Source organism: Burkholderia cepacia complex sp. TUM26381, assembly GCF_057439935.1.
On record NZ_CM172007.1, the window covers coordinates 2,855,214 to 2,872,093 of the forward strand.

Sequence of the window (16,880 nt, forward strand, 5' to 3'; positions counted from 1 at the left end):
AAACCGGGCAATCGCATCACGCGAGGTATCGCTCCGCAAGCGCGATCCAGTAGCTCGCGCCGGTCGCCAGGCACGCATCGTTGAAGTCGTAACCCGGGTGATGCAGCCCGCATCCGGCTGCACCGTCGCCATTGCCGATCGACAGGTAGCTGCCCGGGCACGCCTCGAGCATGAATGCGAAGTCCTCGCTCGCCGCGATCGGCCGCAGATGCGGAATCAGCGCCGCGTCGCCGCCCCACTCGCGGGCCACGTCGCGCGCAAAGGCCGTTTCCGCCGCATGATTGACGAGCACCGGATAGCCGTACCGATAGTCGATCTCGACTGTCGCGCCGTAGCTCGCGGCCTGCCCCTGCACGATCGCGCGGATGCGCCGCTCGAGCAGCGCGCGCACGTCCGGCGACAACGCGCGCACGCTGAGTTCGAGCTCCGCATGCGGCGGGATCACGTTCGATGCGGTGCCCGCATGGATCGAGCCGGCCGAGACGATCGCCAGTTCCTGCGGATTCACGTTGCGCGACACGACCGTCTGCAACGCCATCACGATCGACGCACACACCACCACCGGATCGATCGTCGTGTGGGGCGCGGCGCCATGCCCGCCGCGTCCGATCACGCGCACGTGCACCTCGTCGGCCGATGCCATCGCCGGGCCGTCGCAGAAGCCGAGCACGCCGGCCGGCAAGCCCGGCACGTTGTGCATCGCGAACACGGCGTCGCACGGGAACAGCGTGAACAGACCGTCGTCGATCATCCGCTTCGCGCCGCCGAGCCCTTCTTCGGCCGGCTGGAAAATCACGTTCAGCGTGCCCGAGAAACACGCGCGTTCCGCCAGGCAGCGGGCCGCCGCGAGCAGCATCGCCGTATGACCATCGTGGCCGCACGCGTGCATCACGCCGTCGCGCCGGCTCGCATGCGGCAGCCCGGTGGTCTCGCGAATCGGCAGCGCGTCCATGTCCGCGCGCAACCCGAGCCGCTTCCCGGTGCCGCGCGTCAGTGTGCCGACCACGCCCGTGCCGCCGAGCCCGCGCGTCACCCGATAACCCCACGTTGTCAGGCATTCGGCCACGAGCTCGCTCGTCGCATGTTCCTCGAAGCCGAGTTCGGGATGGGCGTGCAGCCGGTGGCGCAGCGCAATCATCTCCGTCTCGATGGCCGCCATTTCCGACGGAATGTTTTCATGGTCCAACCCCGATTCTCCTCGATGCGTTCCGCGGGTCGATCGCCCGGATGACCGATCGTGGCCGAATCGTATGCAGCGAAAATCCCGGCGAACAGCCGCGGTTTCGTTATGATGACAACCTTTCGTTGTCGGGTATCGCCCCATGAGTACGATGAAACTGCATCAGTTGCAGGCGCTCGTCGCGAGCGCGGAGGCTGGGAGCATCCGCGGCGCGGCGCGTACGCTGGGGCTGTCGCAGGCGGCCGTCACGCGCGCGCTGCGCGAACTGGAAGCGAGCGAGCGGCTGCCGCTGCTCGTGCGCGCGCCGGAAGGCATCGGCTTCACCGAATACGGCAAGACGCTGCTCACGCACGCGAAACTCGTGCTGAAGCAGCTCGAACATGCGCAAAGCGATCTCGAACGCATGCGCGGCCGCGTCGAGGGCCGGCTGAGCATCGGCGTGACGCCGTGGCTCACGGTGACGTTCCTCGCGGAGGCGGTTCTGCTGTTTCGCGAGCGGATGCCCGACGTGCGCCTCGAACTCCACGAAGCGCTGATCGCCGTCGCGCAGCCGCTGCTGCGCGACGGCAGCATGGATTTCGCGCTCGGGCATGTGCCGCCGGGCGGCACGCAGGAATTTTCGTGCGAACCGATGCTGCGCTACGAGACGTCGGTCATGGTGCGCGCCGGCCACCCGCTTGAACGCGCACGGTCGATCCACGACCTGCTCGACAACGACTGGGTGCTGAATTTCGCGGCCGACGGGCAGGCCGCGCTCGTCGACTATCTGTTCACGCGCCACGGCGCACGGATCGACGAACGGCGCATCGTTCGTGCCCAGTCGGTCGCGATGTTGCAGACGATGCTCGAACAGGCCGACATGTGCACGTGGTGCCCGACGATTCTCGCGGCCGTGCCGCCGTTCGGCGAACGGATGCGCGCATTGTCGCTGAAGGAAACGTTCGAACCGCGCGACCTCGGAATCGTCACGCGCCGCAGCAGCACGCTGAGCGACGCGGCGCGCTGCTTTATCGACTGCCTGCTGCAGGTGATCCGCCGGCATGCACGATCCGCGCGCAAGGAGGATCTCGCGCTGTTCAGGACGGTGTCGCTGCTGATCTGACGGCCGCGGGACGCCGGCCGCTCACCTCCCCCGCCGCGGCACCGGCACACCCGCACCGGTGCCGCGGCAGGCACCACGCGTCAGATCTTCGCGGTCAGCGTGATCCCGACCGTGCGCGGATCGCCGTACAGCACCGGATACGCGCCATATGACGGCAGCAGTTCGAGCTTCTTGTAGACCTTGTTCGTCAGGTTCGTCACGTAGCCCGTCACGATGTACTTCTGGTCCGGCGTCGTGTACGACACATGCGCGTTCAGTACCGTATAGCCGCCCTGCCACAGCTGCGGCATCGTCTGCCGCGTCGCGCTGAAGTACTCGCGGCTGCGGTAGTTCACGTCGCCACCGGCCGTCAGCGTGCCGAACGAAACCGGCACGCGATAGTCGAAGCCCGCGTTCAGCGTCGTATGCGGCGAACGCGCGAACGAGTTGCCCACCGCCGTCGGCACGTAGCGGAACTCCGTGTAGCGCGTGTTCAGCATCCCGAGGTTCGCGAACAGGTACAGGCTGTTGACGGGCTGCGCCTTCAGCTCCAGTTCGAAGCCGTCCGCACGCCCCTGCCCCGCGTTCGACAGCGTCGACACCGGCGGACCGCCGAACGGGTTCGGCGCGAGCGCGAACACCTGGATGTCGCGATAGTCGTAGTGGAACACGCTCGCGTTGACGATCAGCCGCTTGTCAAACCACTCGCTCTTGATGCCGACTTCGTAATCGGTCAGGTACTCCGGCGATACCGTCGACACCGTGCTCTGCGTATACGCGTTGCCGTTGTAGCCGCCCGAACGGAAGCCGCGCGCATAGCGGAAATACGCACGCACGTTGTTGCTGAGCGCATATTCGGGCGTGAGATCCCAGGTCGGCGCGCGCCACGTGTTCGTCTGGTTCTGCTGCGCGCTGACCGCGAGCGGCGACGACACCGACGACGGCGACCACCAGCTGTTCGGATCGCTGAACGTCACGTTGCCGGTATCCTGCAGCCCGGTGAGGTTGATGGTCTTGCGCTCGATCGTGTAGCGCAGCCCGCCCGTCACGTTGAAGCGGTCGGTGAACCGGTACTTCACGCTGCCGAAGATCGCTGCGCTCTGCGTATGCTGCGTGAGGTCCGTCAGATGGTAGTACGCGGGCGACGGCGAGCCCGGCAGCCCGCCGCCGGCGCCCTGCTCGGCCAGTTGCTCGGTGAACAGGTGCGTGCCGACGAGCCAGCTCAGCCGGTCGCTTTGCGGCGATTCGAGCCGGAATTCCTGCGAGAACTGGCGGCTCGACAGGCGGTCGTGCGAACGCGCCGCATCGAACGGCGAGTAGTCCTCGTCGTCCTGGTACCAGCGGTGCAGCCCTTCGAACGCGGTGATCGACGTCAGCGACACCGCCGGGTTGATGCGCCAGTGCGCGGTCAGCGACGTGCCCCACGACGAGATGTGATCGCTCGACGGCGCATTGAGCGACACCGTATACGGATCGCTCGACCCGACGAAGCCGAACTGGTTCGCGCCGCCGCGCCCCGCGCCTTCCGCATGCCACGCATTGCCGCCGCCCGTGTAGTTGCGGCCGTGGATGTTGAACAGGAAATCGGTGTCCGACGTCGGCACGGCCAGCACCTGGAAGCGCACCGCGTTGTCGTGGAAGCCGCCGAAGCGCCCCTGCTGCACGGTGTTCGTGTAGAAGCTGTCGGCATTCTCGTGATACACCGACACGCGCGCGGCCAGCACGTCGTTCTTGCCGATCGGTCCGCCGATCGCGGCCTCCGCGAGCCGGCTGTTGTACTGGCCGAGCCCGAGCTTGCCGTACCCGCTCACGTCGAAGGTCGGTTTCTGCGACGTGATGCTGAGCGCGCCGCCGACGGTATTCTTGCCCCACAGCGTGCCTTGCGGCCCGCGCAGCACCTCGATGCGATCGAGGTCGAACAGCGGAAAGCCCTGCCCGAACACGCTGTTGATGTACACGTCGTCGAAGTACACGCCGATCGGGCTCAGCGACAGGTCCGACGGATCGTTGCTGCCGACCCCGCGCATGAACCAGCGCGGCCGCTCGCGGCCTTCGGTCGATTGCCCGGTGAAGTTCGGCACGTACTTCGTCACGTCGTTGATGACGCGCAGCTCGTTGTTCTTGATCGCATCGCCGCTCAGCGCGCTCACCGCGACCGGCACGTCCTGGATGCTCTCCTTGCGCCGGCGCGCCGTCACGGTCACCGTGCCGAGGTTCGTTTCGCGCGCGGCCGCGCCGCGGTTCGCACGGGCTGCCTTCGGCGCGGCCGTGACCGCCGCTTCCGGTGCCTGTTGCGCCGGCTTCGCGTCCGGCGCCCCCGCCGTCGCCGCGCCGTCCTCCGCCCACGCCGGCAACGATACGGTGCCGCCCGTCAGCAGTCCCCCCAGCGCGGTGACGATTAGTTTTTTCCTGAACATCGATGAGTCATCCTGTTTGATCGGTTGAACGCACGTGCGAGCTACGCACGGGTTCTCTATTGCAATTCGGATGCCAGCATCGAGAGGCCCGTCGTACGGGGCTTCCAGCACGCATGCAGTGCCGGTGTTGCTGCATGCGCATCTGTGGAGCGAAGCAAACTGCTTGTCACGCAACACCGGCACCGACAATCATCAGGACAGCTTTGCAGGCAGTGACGGTATCGCTCCGCGCCGCGCGTGAGCGAACCGCAGCGCGAACGCAACCAGCGCGACGACGGGCAGCCAGCACAGAAACACCGCCGGCAACCCGACCACCGGCACGAGCGCGCTGCCGGCCAGCGGTCCGCAGAACGCACCCGTCATCGACGCGAGGTTGTAGAGGCTCGACACCTGGCTCTTGTCGGCCGGATGACGGCCGAGATGCTGCATGTTGACGAGATGCAGCAGCGACGATCCGGCGCACAGCGCGGCGAGCCCTGCGCCGACGATCCACGCGTCGTGCGCGAGGCCGAGCGCGAGCAGCCCGGCCACGCCGCCCGCGAGGCTGAATGCATGGCAACGGCGCGCCGTCATCCGCTGCGCGACATGCCCGAGCCCGAACAGCGCGATCACCGCAACGACGCCCTGCAGGGTCAGCAGCGCGACGGCTCCCGACTGCGACAACCCCAGATACTGGATGGCGAGCACGACCGTAAAGGTGCCGGCGAGCGAGCGGGTCGCACTGTTCACCGCTTCCAGCGCAAGTTGCTCGCGCACGTCGCGGCTCCAGGCGAGCGCGAGCAACGCACGCAGGCCGCCGGTTTCGGTTTGCGCGCCGCGTGGCGGCGGTTCCGCGTCGCCGAGCAGCATCCGGCTGAACCACGCCATGCCCGCGAAGCTCGCCGACGCGGCGCAGAACGTCGCGACCGCGCCATGCGCGCCGATCAGCCAGCTCGCGAGCCACGGCCCGGCCATGCCCGTTCCGACCGACATGGCCGCGCGATACCAGCCCGCGCGGGCGAGGCCGATCTGCGCGAGCCGCGCGAGGAACACACCGTTGATCGATACGATCCGGAACGGGATGCACAGCCCGATCAGCGCCTGCGTGAGCGCGATCAGCGGCCATGCGCCGGTGAACGGCACGACGAGATTGAGCAGCATCGGCCCCATGCTCGCGGCGAAGTACACGCGCCGCGCGCCGTAGCGCGCGACCAGCAGCCCGGCCGGCAATGTCATCAGCGCGATGCCGAGCGGCTCCATCGCGGCGATGATGCCGAGCCGCGCGCTGTCGACGCCGAGCGCGAGCGCATACAGCGTCGTCGCGAGCTGCGCCATGCTGATCGTCGTGCCGCTCGCGAGCGCCAGCAGCATGAAGCCGCCGGTGAAGCGCTCGCGCCGCCATGCGTCGGCAACGCGTGCCGGCGTGCTCACCGCGCGGCGTCGCGTGACAGCGTCGCGATGCCGTCGAGCGCGCGCCGGTCGATCCACGCGCGCACGTCGAAGTCGGCAGGCAGGAATCGCCGGTCGACCAGGAAGCGCTTGAAATCGTCGAGTGCGGCGATCGACGCTTCGTCGAGATCCGTGCGCAACCGGAGATGCACGTCGGCACCGTACGCAAGCCGCAGCCAGTCATGGCCCGACCCCGTCTCGCGGCCGAGATAGCCGAGCACTTCCTGCTCGTGCTCGCGCGCCCAGCCCTCGACGTCGGTCACGCGCGCGAGGAAGCGGCTGACGATGCCGGGGTGGCGTTCGAGCGTCGACGCATTGACGGTCAGCGGGCGCGGCGAACCGTTGTTGATGCGGATCTGCGGATCGGGATGAAAGCCGATGTCGACGACCGGCTGCGCGCCGATCAGGTGCGCGGTTTCCAGCCCGAGCGAGCCCTTCACGTAGATCGCGTCGACATCGCCGCGCACGAGCGCGGCCGCTTCCGCCGCATAGAGCCGCCGGCTCGACAGGCTCGCGGGGTGGCTGAACGCCGCGTCGCGGGTCACGGGCGTCGCCACCGGCGCGCGCAGGTTGGACGCCGGGACGTCGATCCATTCGACATCGCCGGGGCCGAGCCCGTCGAGCGACAGCGCGCTGACGAAGCCGCGCAGCGCGGCCGCGCGGAAAATGTCGATGCGCTCGCCGTCGCGGCGCGGCAGGCCGATGCGGCGCCCGCGCAAGTCCTTCGGCCGCGTCAGGCCGGCTTCCGGCAGCGCGACGATCGCCTGTGCCTCGTCGACCCAGGTCAGCGCGACCACGCGCGTGTCGGCGCCGGCCGCGCGTGCCCACAGCGCGGGAATGCTGCCGCCCTGCCGGAACGCGTTATCGAGCGAATGATCGACGTGCGCGTGATGCAGTGCCGCGTGCTGGCTTTCCTGCAGCGCGCGCACGGTGATGCCGTCGCCGGCGAATTCGCTGTCGAGCCAGCCGAGATGCGCGGCGATGCCGAGCGGCGTCGGCACCGGACAGCGCGTGTACCAGATCGACTGAACGTTGTGTGAAGCCGTGGTGCTCATGGATGCGTTCGCAAAGGAAGTCGTGAAAGGCGCGTCAGCCGCGCGGCGCGGTGAGCACCGACAGCCGCGTGATGCCCGCGTGCTCGATCGCGGCCATCAGCTTCGCGACGGTGCCGTACGGCACGTGCTCGTCGGCCTGCAGGTCGAGCGCGACGTCGGGCCGGCCCGCTTTCAGCGCGGCCAGCTCGGCCGGCACCGCGGCAAGCGCGACCGCGCGCTTGTCGAGATACACGACGCCTTTCGCGTCGACACTCACGGTCACGTTCGGCTTGCGGTCGGCCGGTGCGGTGGCGACGGTGTTCGGGAGAGTCACGTGCACCGCGTTGTTGAGCAGCGGCGCCGTGACGATGAAGGCGACGAGCAGCACGAGCATCACGTCGACGAGCGGCGTGATGTTGATTTCGCTGAGCACGTCGTCGTTGTCGGAGGAGGACGAGAAGGCCATTATGCGAACGCCTCCTGACGGGTGTCGCCGGCGCGACGTGCCGGTGCGGCAGCGGGCAGCGCGGCCGGCACGCGGAAGCCGGCCTTCTGCGCGAGCGTGACGAAGTCGGTCGCGAACGCATCGAGGTCGGCCGATGCGGCTTTCACGCGGCGCACGAAGAAGTTGTACGCGAGCACGGCCGGCACCGCGACCGCGATGCCAATCCCGGTCGCGACGAGCGCCTCGCCGATCGGCCCGGCGACGACGTCGATGCTCGCCGACGCGCTGTGCGTGATCGCGGTCAGCGCATGGATGATGCCGAACACGGTGCCGAACAGGCCGACGAACGGTGCGGTGCTGCCGATCGATGCGAGCACGGCCAGCCCCGCTTCCTCGCGCCGGCGCGCGTTGTGGATCTGCTGCCGAAGATGGCGCTCGAGCAGGTCGTGGCGGCTCCAGCTGTGTTCGAGATCGTGCGCGCTGCTCTCGTCGGCACGCCGCAGCGCGTCGAAGCCCGCGGCGGCGAGTTCGCCCACCGGGCTGTTCGCGCCGTCGAGCGCGGCCGCGTCGTGGAAGCTGTTCGCGGCCCAGAACGCGCTGACGTAACGCCGGTTGCGCGTGCTCGACCGCAGGCTCTGGATCGCCTTCACGACGATCAGCGTCCACGTGACGACGGAGAAGACGACGAGCAGCCAGAGCGCGCCCTGGACGATGAAGGTGGTCGGAATACCGTTCATGATGTGAGTTCCTTGAGATATGTGGCGGGCCGCCCGGCGGGTCAGCCCAGCTTGAAATCGATCGGCACGTTGACCCAGCCGTCGACGGCTTCGTCGCCGCGCTTCGCGGGCACGAACGTCCAGCGCTTCACGGCGGCCATCGCTGCGTTGTCGAGCAAGCGGCGGCCGCTGCTCGTGCGGACGTCGACCGAATCGGGCGTGCCGTTCGCGAGCACGTGCACGCGCAGCACGACGCGCCCTTCCCAGCCCTGGTCCTGCGCGAACGCCGGATAGTCGGGCGCCGGGTTGCGCAGGTATGCCGCGTCGCCGATCGGTGCGGTTTCGCGCGCAGGTGCGGCGGGCGCAGGCGCCGGTGCCGGAGCGGCGATGGCCGGCGCCGTTGGCGCGGGCGCCGCTTCGCGCGACGCCTGCGACACTGCGGACAACGCGGGTGCCGGATGCGGAACGGCCATGCGCGGCGTCAGCGGCGTCAGTGGCTTCGCCGGTGTCGGCGCCTGCTTCAACGGCTTCGGCGGCACGACCGGCGGCGGCGGGTGCGCGGCCTGCGGCAGCGGCTCGGGCGGCCGCGTCAGTTCCACCGTCATCGGCAGCGGCCGCGGTGGCTGCACGGGCGGTGCGGCGGGCGCGCGCGCGGCCAGCAGCGCGACGCCCGCATGCAGCGCCGCGACGGCCAGCGCAATCGCGCCCGCGCCGCGCCATCCGCTCGCCGGTGCCGGCCGCTTGTCCGCATGCGCAGACGGCGCCACCGGCGAAGGTCGCGCGCCTGCCGCCGCGCGCGGCGCCGCACGCGCCGCATGCCGGCGCGCCGGCGGCACGCCGTATTCGATCGTCAGCCCTGTCATGTTCGACTCCTTGCAATGACGCGCCGCGGCGCGCTACGCGACCCACGCATGGCGGTGCCGGTCGATCTGCGTGAACGGCGCCGGATCGATCCACGCGCGCGCGTCGAAATCACGTTCGAGAAAACCCCATTCGACGAGGAAATCCTTGAACGCGACCAGACCGTCGATCGACGTCGGCGCGAGCCCCGTCTCCAGATGGCGGTGCACGTCCGCGCCGTACGCGTAGCGCACCCATTCGTCGGACGCACGCGTTTCGCGGCCGATGTAGGCGACCGTCTCCGTCGGATGGCGCGCGGCCCAGTCGCCCGCGCCGACCACGACCGACAGGAAGCGGCTCACGAGATCGGGGCGCGCGTCGATCAGTGCGCGGTCGACGGTCAGCGTGCGCGGCGTGCCATTGCCGATCCGCACCAGCGGATCGGGATGCGCGCCGAGATCGATGACGACCTGCGCGTCGATCAGGTGCACGGTTTCCAGCCCGGCCACGCCCTTCACGAACACCGCGTCGACGTCGCCGCGCACGAGCGCCGCGATCTCGAGCCCGTACTCGTGCGGGCCGCGCGTGAATGACGCGGGCCCGGTGCGGCGCTCGCGGGTGTCGGGCAGGTCGACCCATTCGGCGTCGCCGTGGCCGAGCCCTTCCAGTTCGAGCGCGCTGAGGAAGCCCTTCAGCGCGGCGGCCCGCCAGAAGTCGATGCTGATCGGATGGCGCGGCAACCCGAGCCGCCGGCCGCGCAGATCGCGCGCACGACGAATGCCGCGTTCGGGTAGCGTGACGATCGCCTGGAATTCGTTGGTCCACGACAGCCCGATCACGCGCGTATCGGCGCCGCGTGCCCGCGCCCACAGCGCGGGAATATTGCCGCCCTGCCGGAACGAGTGCGGCAGGCTGTGATCGAAGTGCGATTCGCGCTTGTCGGCGTCGGCCGTCTCCTGCAGCGAGTTCAGCACGATGCCGTCCGGCCCGAACTCTTCGTCGAACCAGCCGCGATGCACGGCGATGCCGAGCGCGGTCGGCACCGGGCAGCGCGTGTACCAGAGTGCGTCGCAGGCCGTGGCCTGCGCAGCGAGAGTCGTCATGGCGAGTGTCCTTGTCGTTGTCGTTGACGTGTGGAGTAAGGCCGCCGCGCTCAGGCGCCGGCCACGCGCAGCGCTGCCTGCGTGCCGCGTGCGTTCAGCGCGCCGTCGACGAGCGGCAGCACCTCCTCGCCCACGCGGTACGCTTCTTCGAGATGCGGATTGCTCGCGAGAATGAACGTCGACACGCCGATCTCCACGTATTCCGCGAGCCGCTCGGCCACCTGCTCGTGGCTGCCGACGATCACGCAGCCGGGGCCGCCGCGGATCTGCGACATCCCGGCCCACAGGTTCGGGCCGACGATCAGGTCGTCGAAGTGCTGCGTGTTGCCCTGGTGCAGCGCGAACTGACGTTTCGCGCCGACCGATTCCGACGATTCGCCGCGCCCGCCGAAACCGTTGCGCGTCGTGTCGCCCACCGTCGCGAACATCTGTCGCAACTCGGCCCACGCCTGCGCCTCGGTCTCGCGCGCGAGGATGTCGATGCGCATGCCGAAGCGCAGGTCGCGCTCGGCGTTCTGCCGGTCGAGCGCGCGCCGCGCCGCGTCGATCACCTCTTTCTGCTTCGCGAGCGGCTCGCCCCAGCTCAGGTGCACGTCGCCGTGCTTCGCGGCGACCGCGAGCGCCGCGTCGCTGGCGCCGGCCAGATAGAGCCGCGGCGGCTTCTGCCCGCTCAGCGGCGGCAACAGGCCACCGCCTTCGACGCGGTAGAAACGGCCATCGAACGTGAACGGCTCGCCTGCCGCGACGCCCTTCACGACGTCGAGGAATTCGTCGGTGCGCGCATAGCGGCTGTCGTGATCGATGAAGTCGCCGTACGCGCGCTGGTCGGGGCCGCCGCCGCCCGTGACGACGTTCCACTCGACGCGGCCGCGGCTGATCCGCTGCAGGCTCGCCGCCATCTGCGCCGCATAGACGGGATGCACGAAATGCGGCTGCAACGCGATCAGGAGCCGCAGCCGGCGCGTTTCGCGGGCCAGCGCGGCCGCGACGACCCACGGCTCCTCGGTGAAACGGAAGATCGGAATCAGCGCGCCGTGGAAGCCGGCGATGTCGGCCGCGCGGGCGACCTGCGACAGATAGTCGATGTAGCCGAAATCGTCGTCGTCGACTTTGGGCGCGACGCGCAATGCGCGCTGGCGGTTCCATTCGCCGCGCGTATGCAGATCGTGTGCGCGCCGGCCGTCGCCGTGCATCGGCAGGCGCCACAGAAATTCAACAGCCATCGGGATTCTCCTTGTCGGCCCGTTCGGATTGCATGCGGCACCGGCGTGCCGCGCGTATGCAGTGCTGTAAAGCACGCGGTGTGCCAACGCGCTCGCCGCCACCCGGGCCGGGCCGCCTGCCAGCACGCGCGACGCCTTGCGGGCCGGGCGTCGACGGCGATCGACGGCCCCCCGCCGGACGTTGCCGACATCACGAACGCGAACCGTTGCCGTGCTGCTGCACGTGCCGCACCGGTGCTGCACGCGCAACAGCACCCGACGCGACTGTTGCTCACGCAACAAGCGATGCACCGGCCGTTGCGCCATGCCACGCACGCGATGCCCGCGCCGCGTGCCGCACGGCCGTTTCCGCTCACTGGCCCGGAACTTGCAACGTGGAACGGCCCGCGCGTGCGACACCGCGCATCGACCATGCTTACCCAGACAGGGGAATCTCACACATGACAGACAGGCCCGATTCGTCATCGGACAGGCAGCAGACGTTCTGGTACGCCCGATCGCCCGTGCCGACGCCGCTCGGCATCGCCGTGCATCTCGGCTGGCTCAACGGCGAGACGTCGGCCGACGGCGTCGCGATCCGCTCGCCGCGCGGCGCCACGCGGCACGACGTGTCGTCGATCAGCGATCACACGCTCGCGCAATCGTTCCGCCAGGGCGGCAGCATCCCGGCGATGTGGGCGCGCTCGAACGACGCGAACACGCGCGTGATCGGGCTGTCGTGGGTCGACGAATCGCAATTGATCCTCGCGCGGCCCGACTCCGGCATCCGCTCCGTGAAGGCGTTGCGCGGACGCCGGATCGCGATCCCGAGCCGCCCCGACGACCGCATCGACATCTTTCGCGCATCGGCGCTGCGCGGCTTCGTCAACGCACTGAGCCTCGACGGACTGACCACGCGCGACGTCGAGTGCGTCGACGTGCGCGCACGCACGCTGCAGGCCGTCGGCCCCGCGCGCGCGGCGGACCTGTTCGCGTCGCCGCACGGCTTCTCGAGCCGCGCGCTGTATGCGGCCGAAGCCGGTGCGCTGCTGCGCGGCGAAGTCGATGCGATCTACGTGAAGGGCTCGACCGGCCTCGAGATCGCGCAGCTGATCGGCGCGCACGTCGTGATCGACATCGGCTTCCATCCGGAGCGCTCGATCCGCAACAACAACGGCACGCCGCGGCCGCTAACCGTGAACGCGGACGTGCTCGCGAACCATCCGGACATCGTCGCCGGCTTCCTGAAGCTCGTGGTCGCCGCCGGCGAATGGGCGAGCACGCATCCCGACGAAACCGCGCACTACGTGGCCGGCGAAACCGCGTCGTCGATCGACTGGGTGCGCGCCGCGTACGGCAACCAGCTGCACCGCCACCTCGGCGTCAATCTCGACGACGCATCGGTCACCGCGCTCGACGAGTTCAAGACGTTCCTGCACGACCACGGCTTCCTGGAGGCCGACTTCGACGTCGCCGACTGGATCGACCCGCGGCCGCTCGCCGACGTGCTGCGGCTGTCGCTGCAAAAACGCGCGTGAGCCCCTTTACCGTTCACTGTCCGGGACCATCATGAAACACACGCTCTCCCTCGCCTCGCTGGGCCGCCCGCTGCGCGCGCTGCTCGCCGCGCTGCCGCTGGCCGTCGCATCGCTCGCGGCACCGGCCGCGCATGCGGACGGTGCACCGAAGGTCGTACGTATCGCCGTCGTCGCATATTCGAGCGGCGGCAAGACGCAGTACGCGGGCGCGTCCGCACTGATCGACGCCGACAAGTCGCTCGAGAAAGCGCTCGCCGCGCGGCACGTGACGCTGCAATGGGTGCCCGTGTCGACCGCCGCGGTCGGCACGCTCGTCAACGAGGCATTCACGAACGGCAGCATCGATTTCGCGGGCTACGGCGACCTGCCGTCGGTCGTCGTCAACGCGTCGGGTACGCACACGCGCCTGATCGTGCCGGGCGGCGTCGGCAGCAATACGTATCTCGTCGTGCCGGCCGGCTCGACCGCGAAATCGATCGTCGACCTGAAGGGCAAGCGCATCGCGCTCAATCGCGGCCGGCCGTGGGAAGTCACGTTCAGCAAGCTGCTCGCGGAGAACGGGCTGAAGCTGTCCGACTTCAGGATCTACAACCTCGATCCGCAGGCCGGCGCGGCGGCCGTCGCGGCCGGCCGCGTCGACGGCTTCTTCACGCTGTCCGACGCGTATTCGCTGGTCGACAAGCAGGTCGGCAAGATCATCTGGTCGACCAAGACCGCGCCCGACGACTGGAAAATGCGCGCGGAACTGTGGGCGTCCGACGATTTCGTGCGGCGCTACCCCGACATCACGCAGCTCGTCGCGACCGCCTACGTGCGCGCCGCGCACTGGATCTCGCAACCGCAGAACCGCGACGCGTACGTGAAGATCCTGAGCGCATCGGGTCAGCCCGAAAGCGTCGTGCGACGCGAATACGCGGACGAATCGACGCCGTGGAAGGAGCAATGGACACCGCTCTTCACGCCGGCGTTGACCGGCCACTACCGCGGCGTCGTCGCATACAGCCGCCAGGCCGGCCTGACGTCCACACCGGTCGACGTGAACGCACTGCTCGCGCCGGCTTTCGTGTCGACCGCGCTCAAGCAGCTCGGCCTCGACGGCTATTGGCGCGCCGACGCCGCGCGCGTCGCGAGCCGCTGATGCCGACGCGTGCCCTCGCACCGGACGGCTTGCGCGCGATCCGCCTGCCCGGCATCGCGCGGCTCGGCGAGCACGCGCTGTGGTGGATCACGCCCGTCGCATGCGCCGCGCTGTGGTGGCTCGCGAGCGCGCAGCGCTGGTTTCCGCCGCAGCTCGTCGTGCCGCCGGAGCGCCTCGCGGCGACGCTGCGCACGCTGCTCGACACCGGCGAGTTGCGCGACAACCTGCTGATCACGCTGCATCGCCTCGTGCTCGGTTTCGCGATCGGCGCAACCGGCGGCGCCGCGTTCGGCATCCTGCTCGCGCGCAGCCGGTTGTTCTCCGACTATCTGCGACCGACGTTCGACCTGTTGCGCCAGGTGCCGACGCTCACGCTGATTCCGCTGCTGATCCTGTTGATCGGCGTCGACGAGCCGCTGAAGCTCGTCGTCGTCGGCAAGGCCGTGTTCTTCCCGGTCGCGCTGGCCGCGTACACGGGCGTGCACGACGCGCCGCGCGATCTCGTCGAGATGGCGCGTCACTACGGGCTCGGCCGCTTCGCCCTGCTGCGCGACGTACTGCTGCCGGCCGCGTTGCCGCCGCTGCTGACGGGCGTGCGGATCGCGCTCGCGCGCGCGTGGCTCGCGCTCGTCGCGGTCGAGCTGCTCAGCGCCGACAGCGGGATCGGCCAGATGATGGAACTTGCGCGGCAGATGCTGCGGCTCGACGTCGTGCTCGTCGACGTCGCGGTGATCGGGCTGATCGGCTTCGCGCTCGACCGATCGATCGCGCTCGTGCAGCGCTACGCGTTGCGCTGGCAGACACCCTCGCGCTGACCCTGACTGGATACGCTTCGGCATGACCTTCGCTACTCGCGCTTTCTCGTTCGCCCCGCTGCGCCGTCGCGCCCGCGGCCTCGTCGTGCCGGCCTTGCTGGTTGCCGCATGGCAAGTCGCGTCGTCCGGCGACGCGGCCCATCAATACGCATTCGTGCCGCTGCAGCAGGTCGGCGCGGCGCTCGTCGAACTCGCCCGCAGCGGCGAACTCGCGACCGATCTCGGCGCGAGCCCGCGCCGCACGACGCTCGGGCTCGGGTTCGGCGTCGCATTCGGGCTCCTGTTCGGTGCGGCGATGGCGCGTTCGCCCCTTGTGCGCAAGCTCGCCGAGCCGGCGTTCCAGGCGCTGCGCTACGTGCCGCTGCTCGGGTTGATTCCGCTGCTGAGCCTGTGGGCCGGCACCGGCGAATTCGCGAAGGTGTTCATCATTGCGCTTGCCGCGTTCTACCCGATGACCACCGCCAGCTTCGACGGGCTGCGCCGCGTCGATCCGCGCTATGTCGAGCTTGCGCAGTCGTACCGGCTGACGCGCATCGGCCTGTGGCGCGACGTGCTGATCCCGGGCGCGCTGCCCGACCTGTTCGCCGGCGTGCTGCAGGCCGTGCCGTTCGCGTGGATCACCACGACCAGCAGCGAACTGCTGTTCAACACGGGAGCCGGGGTCGGCAGCCTGATGCAGAACGCGCAGGCCGGCGCGCGCGCCGACGTGCTGCTGGTTTGTGTTTTGGGTGTGACGGCGCTGGCCGTCGGGATGAGTGCGTTATGCGAGCGGATCGCGCAGCGCGCGCTGCGCTGGCGCGATCACGCCTGACGGCGCAGCCGTGCGTCTGCGTCGCCCGCGTCGCGTGGCTTCAGGATGCCGAGCTGCGCGAGCCGCGCGCGCACGATGTTGCGCGACTGGTCGAGCAGGCGCGACATGCGCAGCTGGTTATGATCGCTGTAGTCGAACACGCTGCGGTAGACGGTGTCCTCGATGTGCTGCCACAGCGACGGCGTGCCGAGATCCAGCAGCTCGATTACCGCGTGACGGAGCGCATCGGTCGCTTCGGCGACATCGCGTGCGCGGCGCGCCGGTGCGGCAGCCGCGCCCGGTGCGTCGGCCGTGTCGGGCGCGAGCGACAGCGCCGAGAACTGCAGGTCGCCGACGTCGATCGCGCCACCCGCGCAGATCAGCACCGCGTGGTGGATCACGTTCTCGAGTTCGCGAATGTTGCCGGGCCACGCGTGTGCGTGCAGCCGCGCGCGCGCGGCGTCGGTCAGCGTCGGCGCGGTCACGCGCAGCCGTTTCGCATAGGTATCGATGAAATGCTCGATCAGCGGCGCGATGTCGCCGGGCCGCTCGCGCAGCGGCAGCAGGCTCAGTTTCACGACGTTGAGCCGGTAGTACAGGTCCTCGCGGAAATTGCCCGCGCGCACCGCGGCTTCGAGGTTCACGTTGGTCGCCGCGACGAGCCGCACGTCGATCTTCACGGTCTTGCGCGAGCCGACCGGCGTCACTTCGCGCTCCTGCAGCACGCGCAGCAGCTTGACCTGCGCGGACAGCGGCAGGTCGCCCACTTCATCGAGAAAAAGCGTGCCGCGATTCGCGGATTCGAACCAGCCGGGCTGGCTGTTGATCGCACCGGTAAACGCGCCGCGCTCGTGCCCGAACAGCTCGCTCTCGATCAGCGTCTCGGAGAACGCGCCGCAGTTGACCGCGACGAACGGGCCGTCATGGCGCTCGCTCAGCGAATGCACGAGACGCGCAATCAGCTCCTTGCCGGTGCCGCTTTCTCCAGTGACGAGCACCGTCGCATCGCTCGGCGCGACAAGCTGGATGCGTTCGAGCAGCACCCGCGATTTGGGATCGTCGAACGTCAGTGCCTTCGCGCGGATCGTGATCGCGTGCGAAGTCGGGTCCGGCAAGCTGAAGATGGCCATGGCACGACCGGCGTGTTGAACGG

Annotated in this window: 15 protein-coding genes; 5 read left to right on the forward strand and 10 right to left on the reverse strand. The window is 69.4% G+C overall.

The genetic code is table 11. The annotated features are described in order from the left end of the window. Positions 1-16: 16 nt before the first annotated feature. Entirely contained in the window at positions 17-1,138 is a 1,122-nt protein-coding gene (locus tag ACWMMN_RS29510) for a M20 aminoacylase family protein (RefSeq protein ID WP_407045106.1), read from the reverse strand. 184 nt (positions 1,139-1,322) lie between these two features. On the opposite strand from ACWMMN_RS29510, the gene ACWMMN_RS29515 reads away from it, so the two are divergent. Next, a complete protein-coding gene (locus tag ACWMMN_RS29515; RefSeq protein ID WP_174992906.1) occupies positions 1,323-2,282 on the forward strand; it encodes a LysR family transcriptional regulator in 960 nt (319 codons plus the stop codon). An 80-nt stretch (positions 2,283-2,362) separates the two neighbouring features. On the opposite strand, the gene ACWMMN_RS29520 is transcribed toward ACWMMN_RS29515, so the two are convergent. The 8 genes from ACWMMN_RS29520 to ACWMMN_RS29555 form a co-directional block, all read right to left on the reverse strand. Further along, the gene (locus tag ACWMMN_RS29520) at positions 2,363-4,678 is read right to left on the reverse strand and encodes a TonB-dependent receptor (RefSeq protein ID WP_486423510.1); all 2,316 of its coding nucleotides are present in this window, start codon (positions 4,676-4,678) and stop codon (positions 2,363-2,365) included. A gap of 192 nt (positions 4,679-4,870) precedes the next feature. Further along, positions 4,871-6,088 carry an MFS transporter gene (locus ACWMMN_RS29525; RefSeq protein WP_486423511.1) on the reverse strand — a complete coding sequence of 406 codons (1,218 nt, stop codon included), beginning with the start codon at positions 6,086-6,088 and terminating at the stop codon, positions 4,871-4,873. Next, entirely contained in the window at positions 6,085-7,161 is a 1,077-nt protein-coding gene (locus ACWMMN_RS29530) for an ABC transporter substrate-binding protein (RefSeq protein ID WP_486423512.1), read from the reverse strand. The genes ACWMMN_RS29525 and ACWMMN_RS29530 overlap by 4 nt, the downstream gene beginning before the upstream one ends. Before the next feature lie 34 nt (positions 7,162-7,195). Beyond that, the gene (locus ACWMMN_RS29535; protein ID WP_049036336.1) at positions 7,196-7,606 is read right to left on the reverse strand and encodes an ExbD/TolR family protein; all 411 of its coding nucleotides are present in this window, start codon (positions 7,604-7,606) and stop codon (positions 7,196-7,198) included. Continuing rightward, positions 7,606-8,322 carry a MotA/TolQ/ExbB proton channel family protein gene (locus tag ACWMMN_RS29540; RefSeq protein WP_486423513.1) on the reverse strand — a complete coding sequence of 239 codons (717 nt, stop codon included), beginning with the start codon at positions 8,320-8,322 and terminating at the stop codon, positions 7,606-7,608. Before ACWMMN_RS29540 ends, ACWMMN_RS29535 begins: the two co-directional genes overlap by 1 nt. 41 nt (positions 8,323-8,363) lie before the next feature. After that, positions 8,364-9,164 (reverse strand): energy transducer TonB, encoded by an 801-nt coding sequence (locus tag ACWMMN_RS29545; RefSeq protein ID WP_340625334.1) that lies wholly within the window; start codon positions 9,162-9,164, stop codon positions 8,364-8,366. Between the two features lie 33 nt (positions 9,165-9,197). Beyond that, positions 9,198-10,244 (reverse strand): ABC transporter substrate-binding protein, encoded by a 1,047-nt coding sequence (locus ACWMMN_RS29550; RefSeq protein ID WP_059237648.1) that lies wholly within the window; start codon positions 10,242-10,244, stop codon positions 9,198-9,200. A 50-nt stretch (positions 10,245-10,294) separates the two neighbouring features. Continuing rightward, on the reverse strand, positions 10,295-11,467 hold the full coding sequence (locus ACWMMN_RS29555) for an LLM class flavin-dependent oxidoreductase (RefSeq protein WP_256086772.1): 1,173 nt from the start codon (positions 11,465-11,467) through the stop codon (positions 10,295-10,297). A gap of 440 nt (positions 11,468-11,907) precedes the next feature. Here ACWMMN_RS29555 and ACWMMN_RS29560 point away from each other — a divergent pair, with 440 nt between their 5' ends. From ACWMMN_RS29560 to ACWMMN_RS29575, 4 genes are read left to right on the forward strand one after another with little or no spacing between them, the layout of a single operon-like run. Then, positions 11,908-12,984, forward strand: coding sequence for an ABC transporter substrate-binding protein (locus ACWMMN_RS29560; RefSeq protein WP_256086773.1), 1,077 nt, complete (start codon positions 11,908-11,910; stop codon positions 12,982-12,984). A 31-nt stretch (positions 12,985-13,015) separates the two neighbouring features. Then, positions 13,016-14,122 carry a PhnD/SsuA/transferrin family substrate-binding protein gene (locus ACWMMN_RS29565; protein ID WP_486423514.1) on the forward strand — a complete coding sequence of 369 codons (1,107 nt, stop codon included), beginning with the start codon at positions 13,016-13,018 and terminating at the stop codon, positions 14,120-14,122. Further along, positions 14,122-14,937 carry an ABC transporter permease gene (locus ACWMMN_RS29570; RefSeq protein WP_256086775.1) on the forward strand — a complete coding sequence of 272 codons (816 nt, stop codon included), beginning with the start codon at positions 14,122-14,124 and terminating at the stop codon, positions 14,935-14,937. Before ACWMMN_RS29565 ends, ACWMMN_RS29570 begins: the two co-directional genes overlap by 1 nt. 22 nt (positions 14,938-14,959) lie before the next feature. Continuing rightward, the gene (locus ACWMMN_RS29575; RefSeq protein WP_486423515.1) at positions 14,960-15,748 is read left to right on the forward strand and encodes an ABC transporter permease; all 789 of its coding nucleotides are present in this window, start codon (positions 14,960-14,962) and stop codon (positions 15,746-15,748) included. On the opposite strand, the gene ACWMMN_RS29580 is transcribed toward ACWMMN_RS29575, so the two are convergent. Further along, the gene (locus ACWMMN_RS29580; RefSeq protein ID WP_059237653.1) at positions 15,739-16,857 is read right to left on the reverse strand and encodes a sigma-54 interaction domain-containing protein; all 1,119 of its coding nucleotides are present in this window, start codon (positions 16,855-16,857) and stop codon (positions 15,739-15,741) included. The two genes, ACWMMN_RS29575 and ACWMMN_RS29580, sit on opposite strands and share 10 nt — an antisense overlap. Between the last annotated feature and the right edge of the window lie 23 nt (positions 16,858-16,880).

What these genes read in the sequence shown, in the direction of transcription:
- ACWMMN_RS29510 (WP_407045106.1), bottom strand. Translation starts at nt 1,138, where the DNA reads ATGATTGCGCTGCGCCACCGGCTGCACGCCCATCCCGAACTCGGCTTC.
- ACWMMN_RS29515 (WP_174992906.1), top strand. Translation starts at nt 1,323, where the DNA reads ATGAGTACGATGAAACTGCATCAGTTGCAGGCGCTCGTCGCGAGCGCG.
- ACWMMN_RS29520 (WP_486423510.1), bottom strand. Translation starts at nt 4,678, where the DNA reads ATGTTCAGGAAAAAACTAATCGTCACCGCGCTGGGGGGACTGCTGACG.
- ACWMMN_RS29530 (WP_486423512.1), bottom strand. Translation starts at nt 7,161, where the DNA reads ATGAGCACCACGGCTTCACACAACGTTCAGTCGATCTGGTACACGCGC.
- ACWMMN_RS29535 (WP_049036336.1), bottom strand. Translation starts at nt 7,606, where the DNA reads ATGGCCTTCTCGTCCTCCTCCGACAACGACGACGTGCTCAGCGAAATC.
- ACWMMN_RS29540 (WP_486423513.1), bottom strand. Translation starts at nt 8,322, where the DNA reads ATGAACGGTATTCCGACCACCTTCATCGTCCAGGGCGCGCTCTGGCTG.
- ACWMMN_RS29545 (WP_340625334.1), bottom strand. Translation starts at nt 9,164, where the DNA reads ATGACAGGGCTGACGATCGAATACGGCGTGCCGCCGGCGCGCCGGCAT.
- ACWMMN_RS29550 (WP_059237648.1), bottom strand. Translation starts at nt 10,244, where the DNA reads ATGACGACTCTCGCTGCGCAGGCCACGGCCTGCGACGCACTCTGGTAC.
- ACWMMN_RS29555 (WP_256086772.1), bottom strand. Translation starts at nt 11,467, where the DNA reads ATGGCTGTTGAATTTCTGTGGCGCCTGCCGATGCACGGCGACGGCCGG.
- ACWMMN_RS29560 (WP_256086773.1), top strand. Translation starts at nt 11,908, where the DNA reads ATGACAGACAGGCCCGATTCGTCATCGGACAGGCAGCAGACGTTCTGG.
- ACWMMN_RS29565 (WP_486423514.1), top strand. Translation starts at nt 13,016, where the DNA reads ATGAAACACACGCTCTCCCTCGCCTCGCTGGGCCGCCCGCTGCGCGCG.
- ACWMMN_RS29570 (WP_256086775.1), top strand. Translation starts at nt 14,122, where the DNA reads ATGCCGACGCGTGCCCTCGCACCGGACGGCTTGCGCGCGATCCGCCTG.
- ACWMMN_RS29575 (WP_486423515.1), top strand. Translation starts at nt 14,960, where the DNA reads ATGACCTTCGCTACTCGCGCTTTCTCGTTCGCCCCGCTGCGCCGTCGC.
- ACWMMN_RS29580 (WP_059237653.1), bottom strand. Translation starts at nt 16,857, where the DNA reads ATGGCCATCTTCAGCTTGCCGGACCCGACTTCGCACGCGATCACGATC.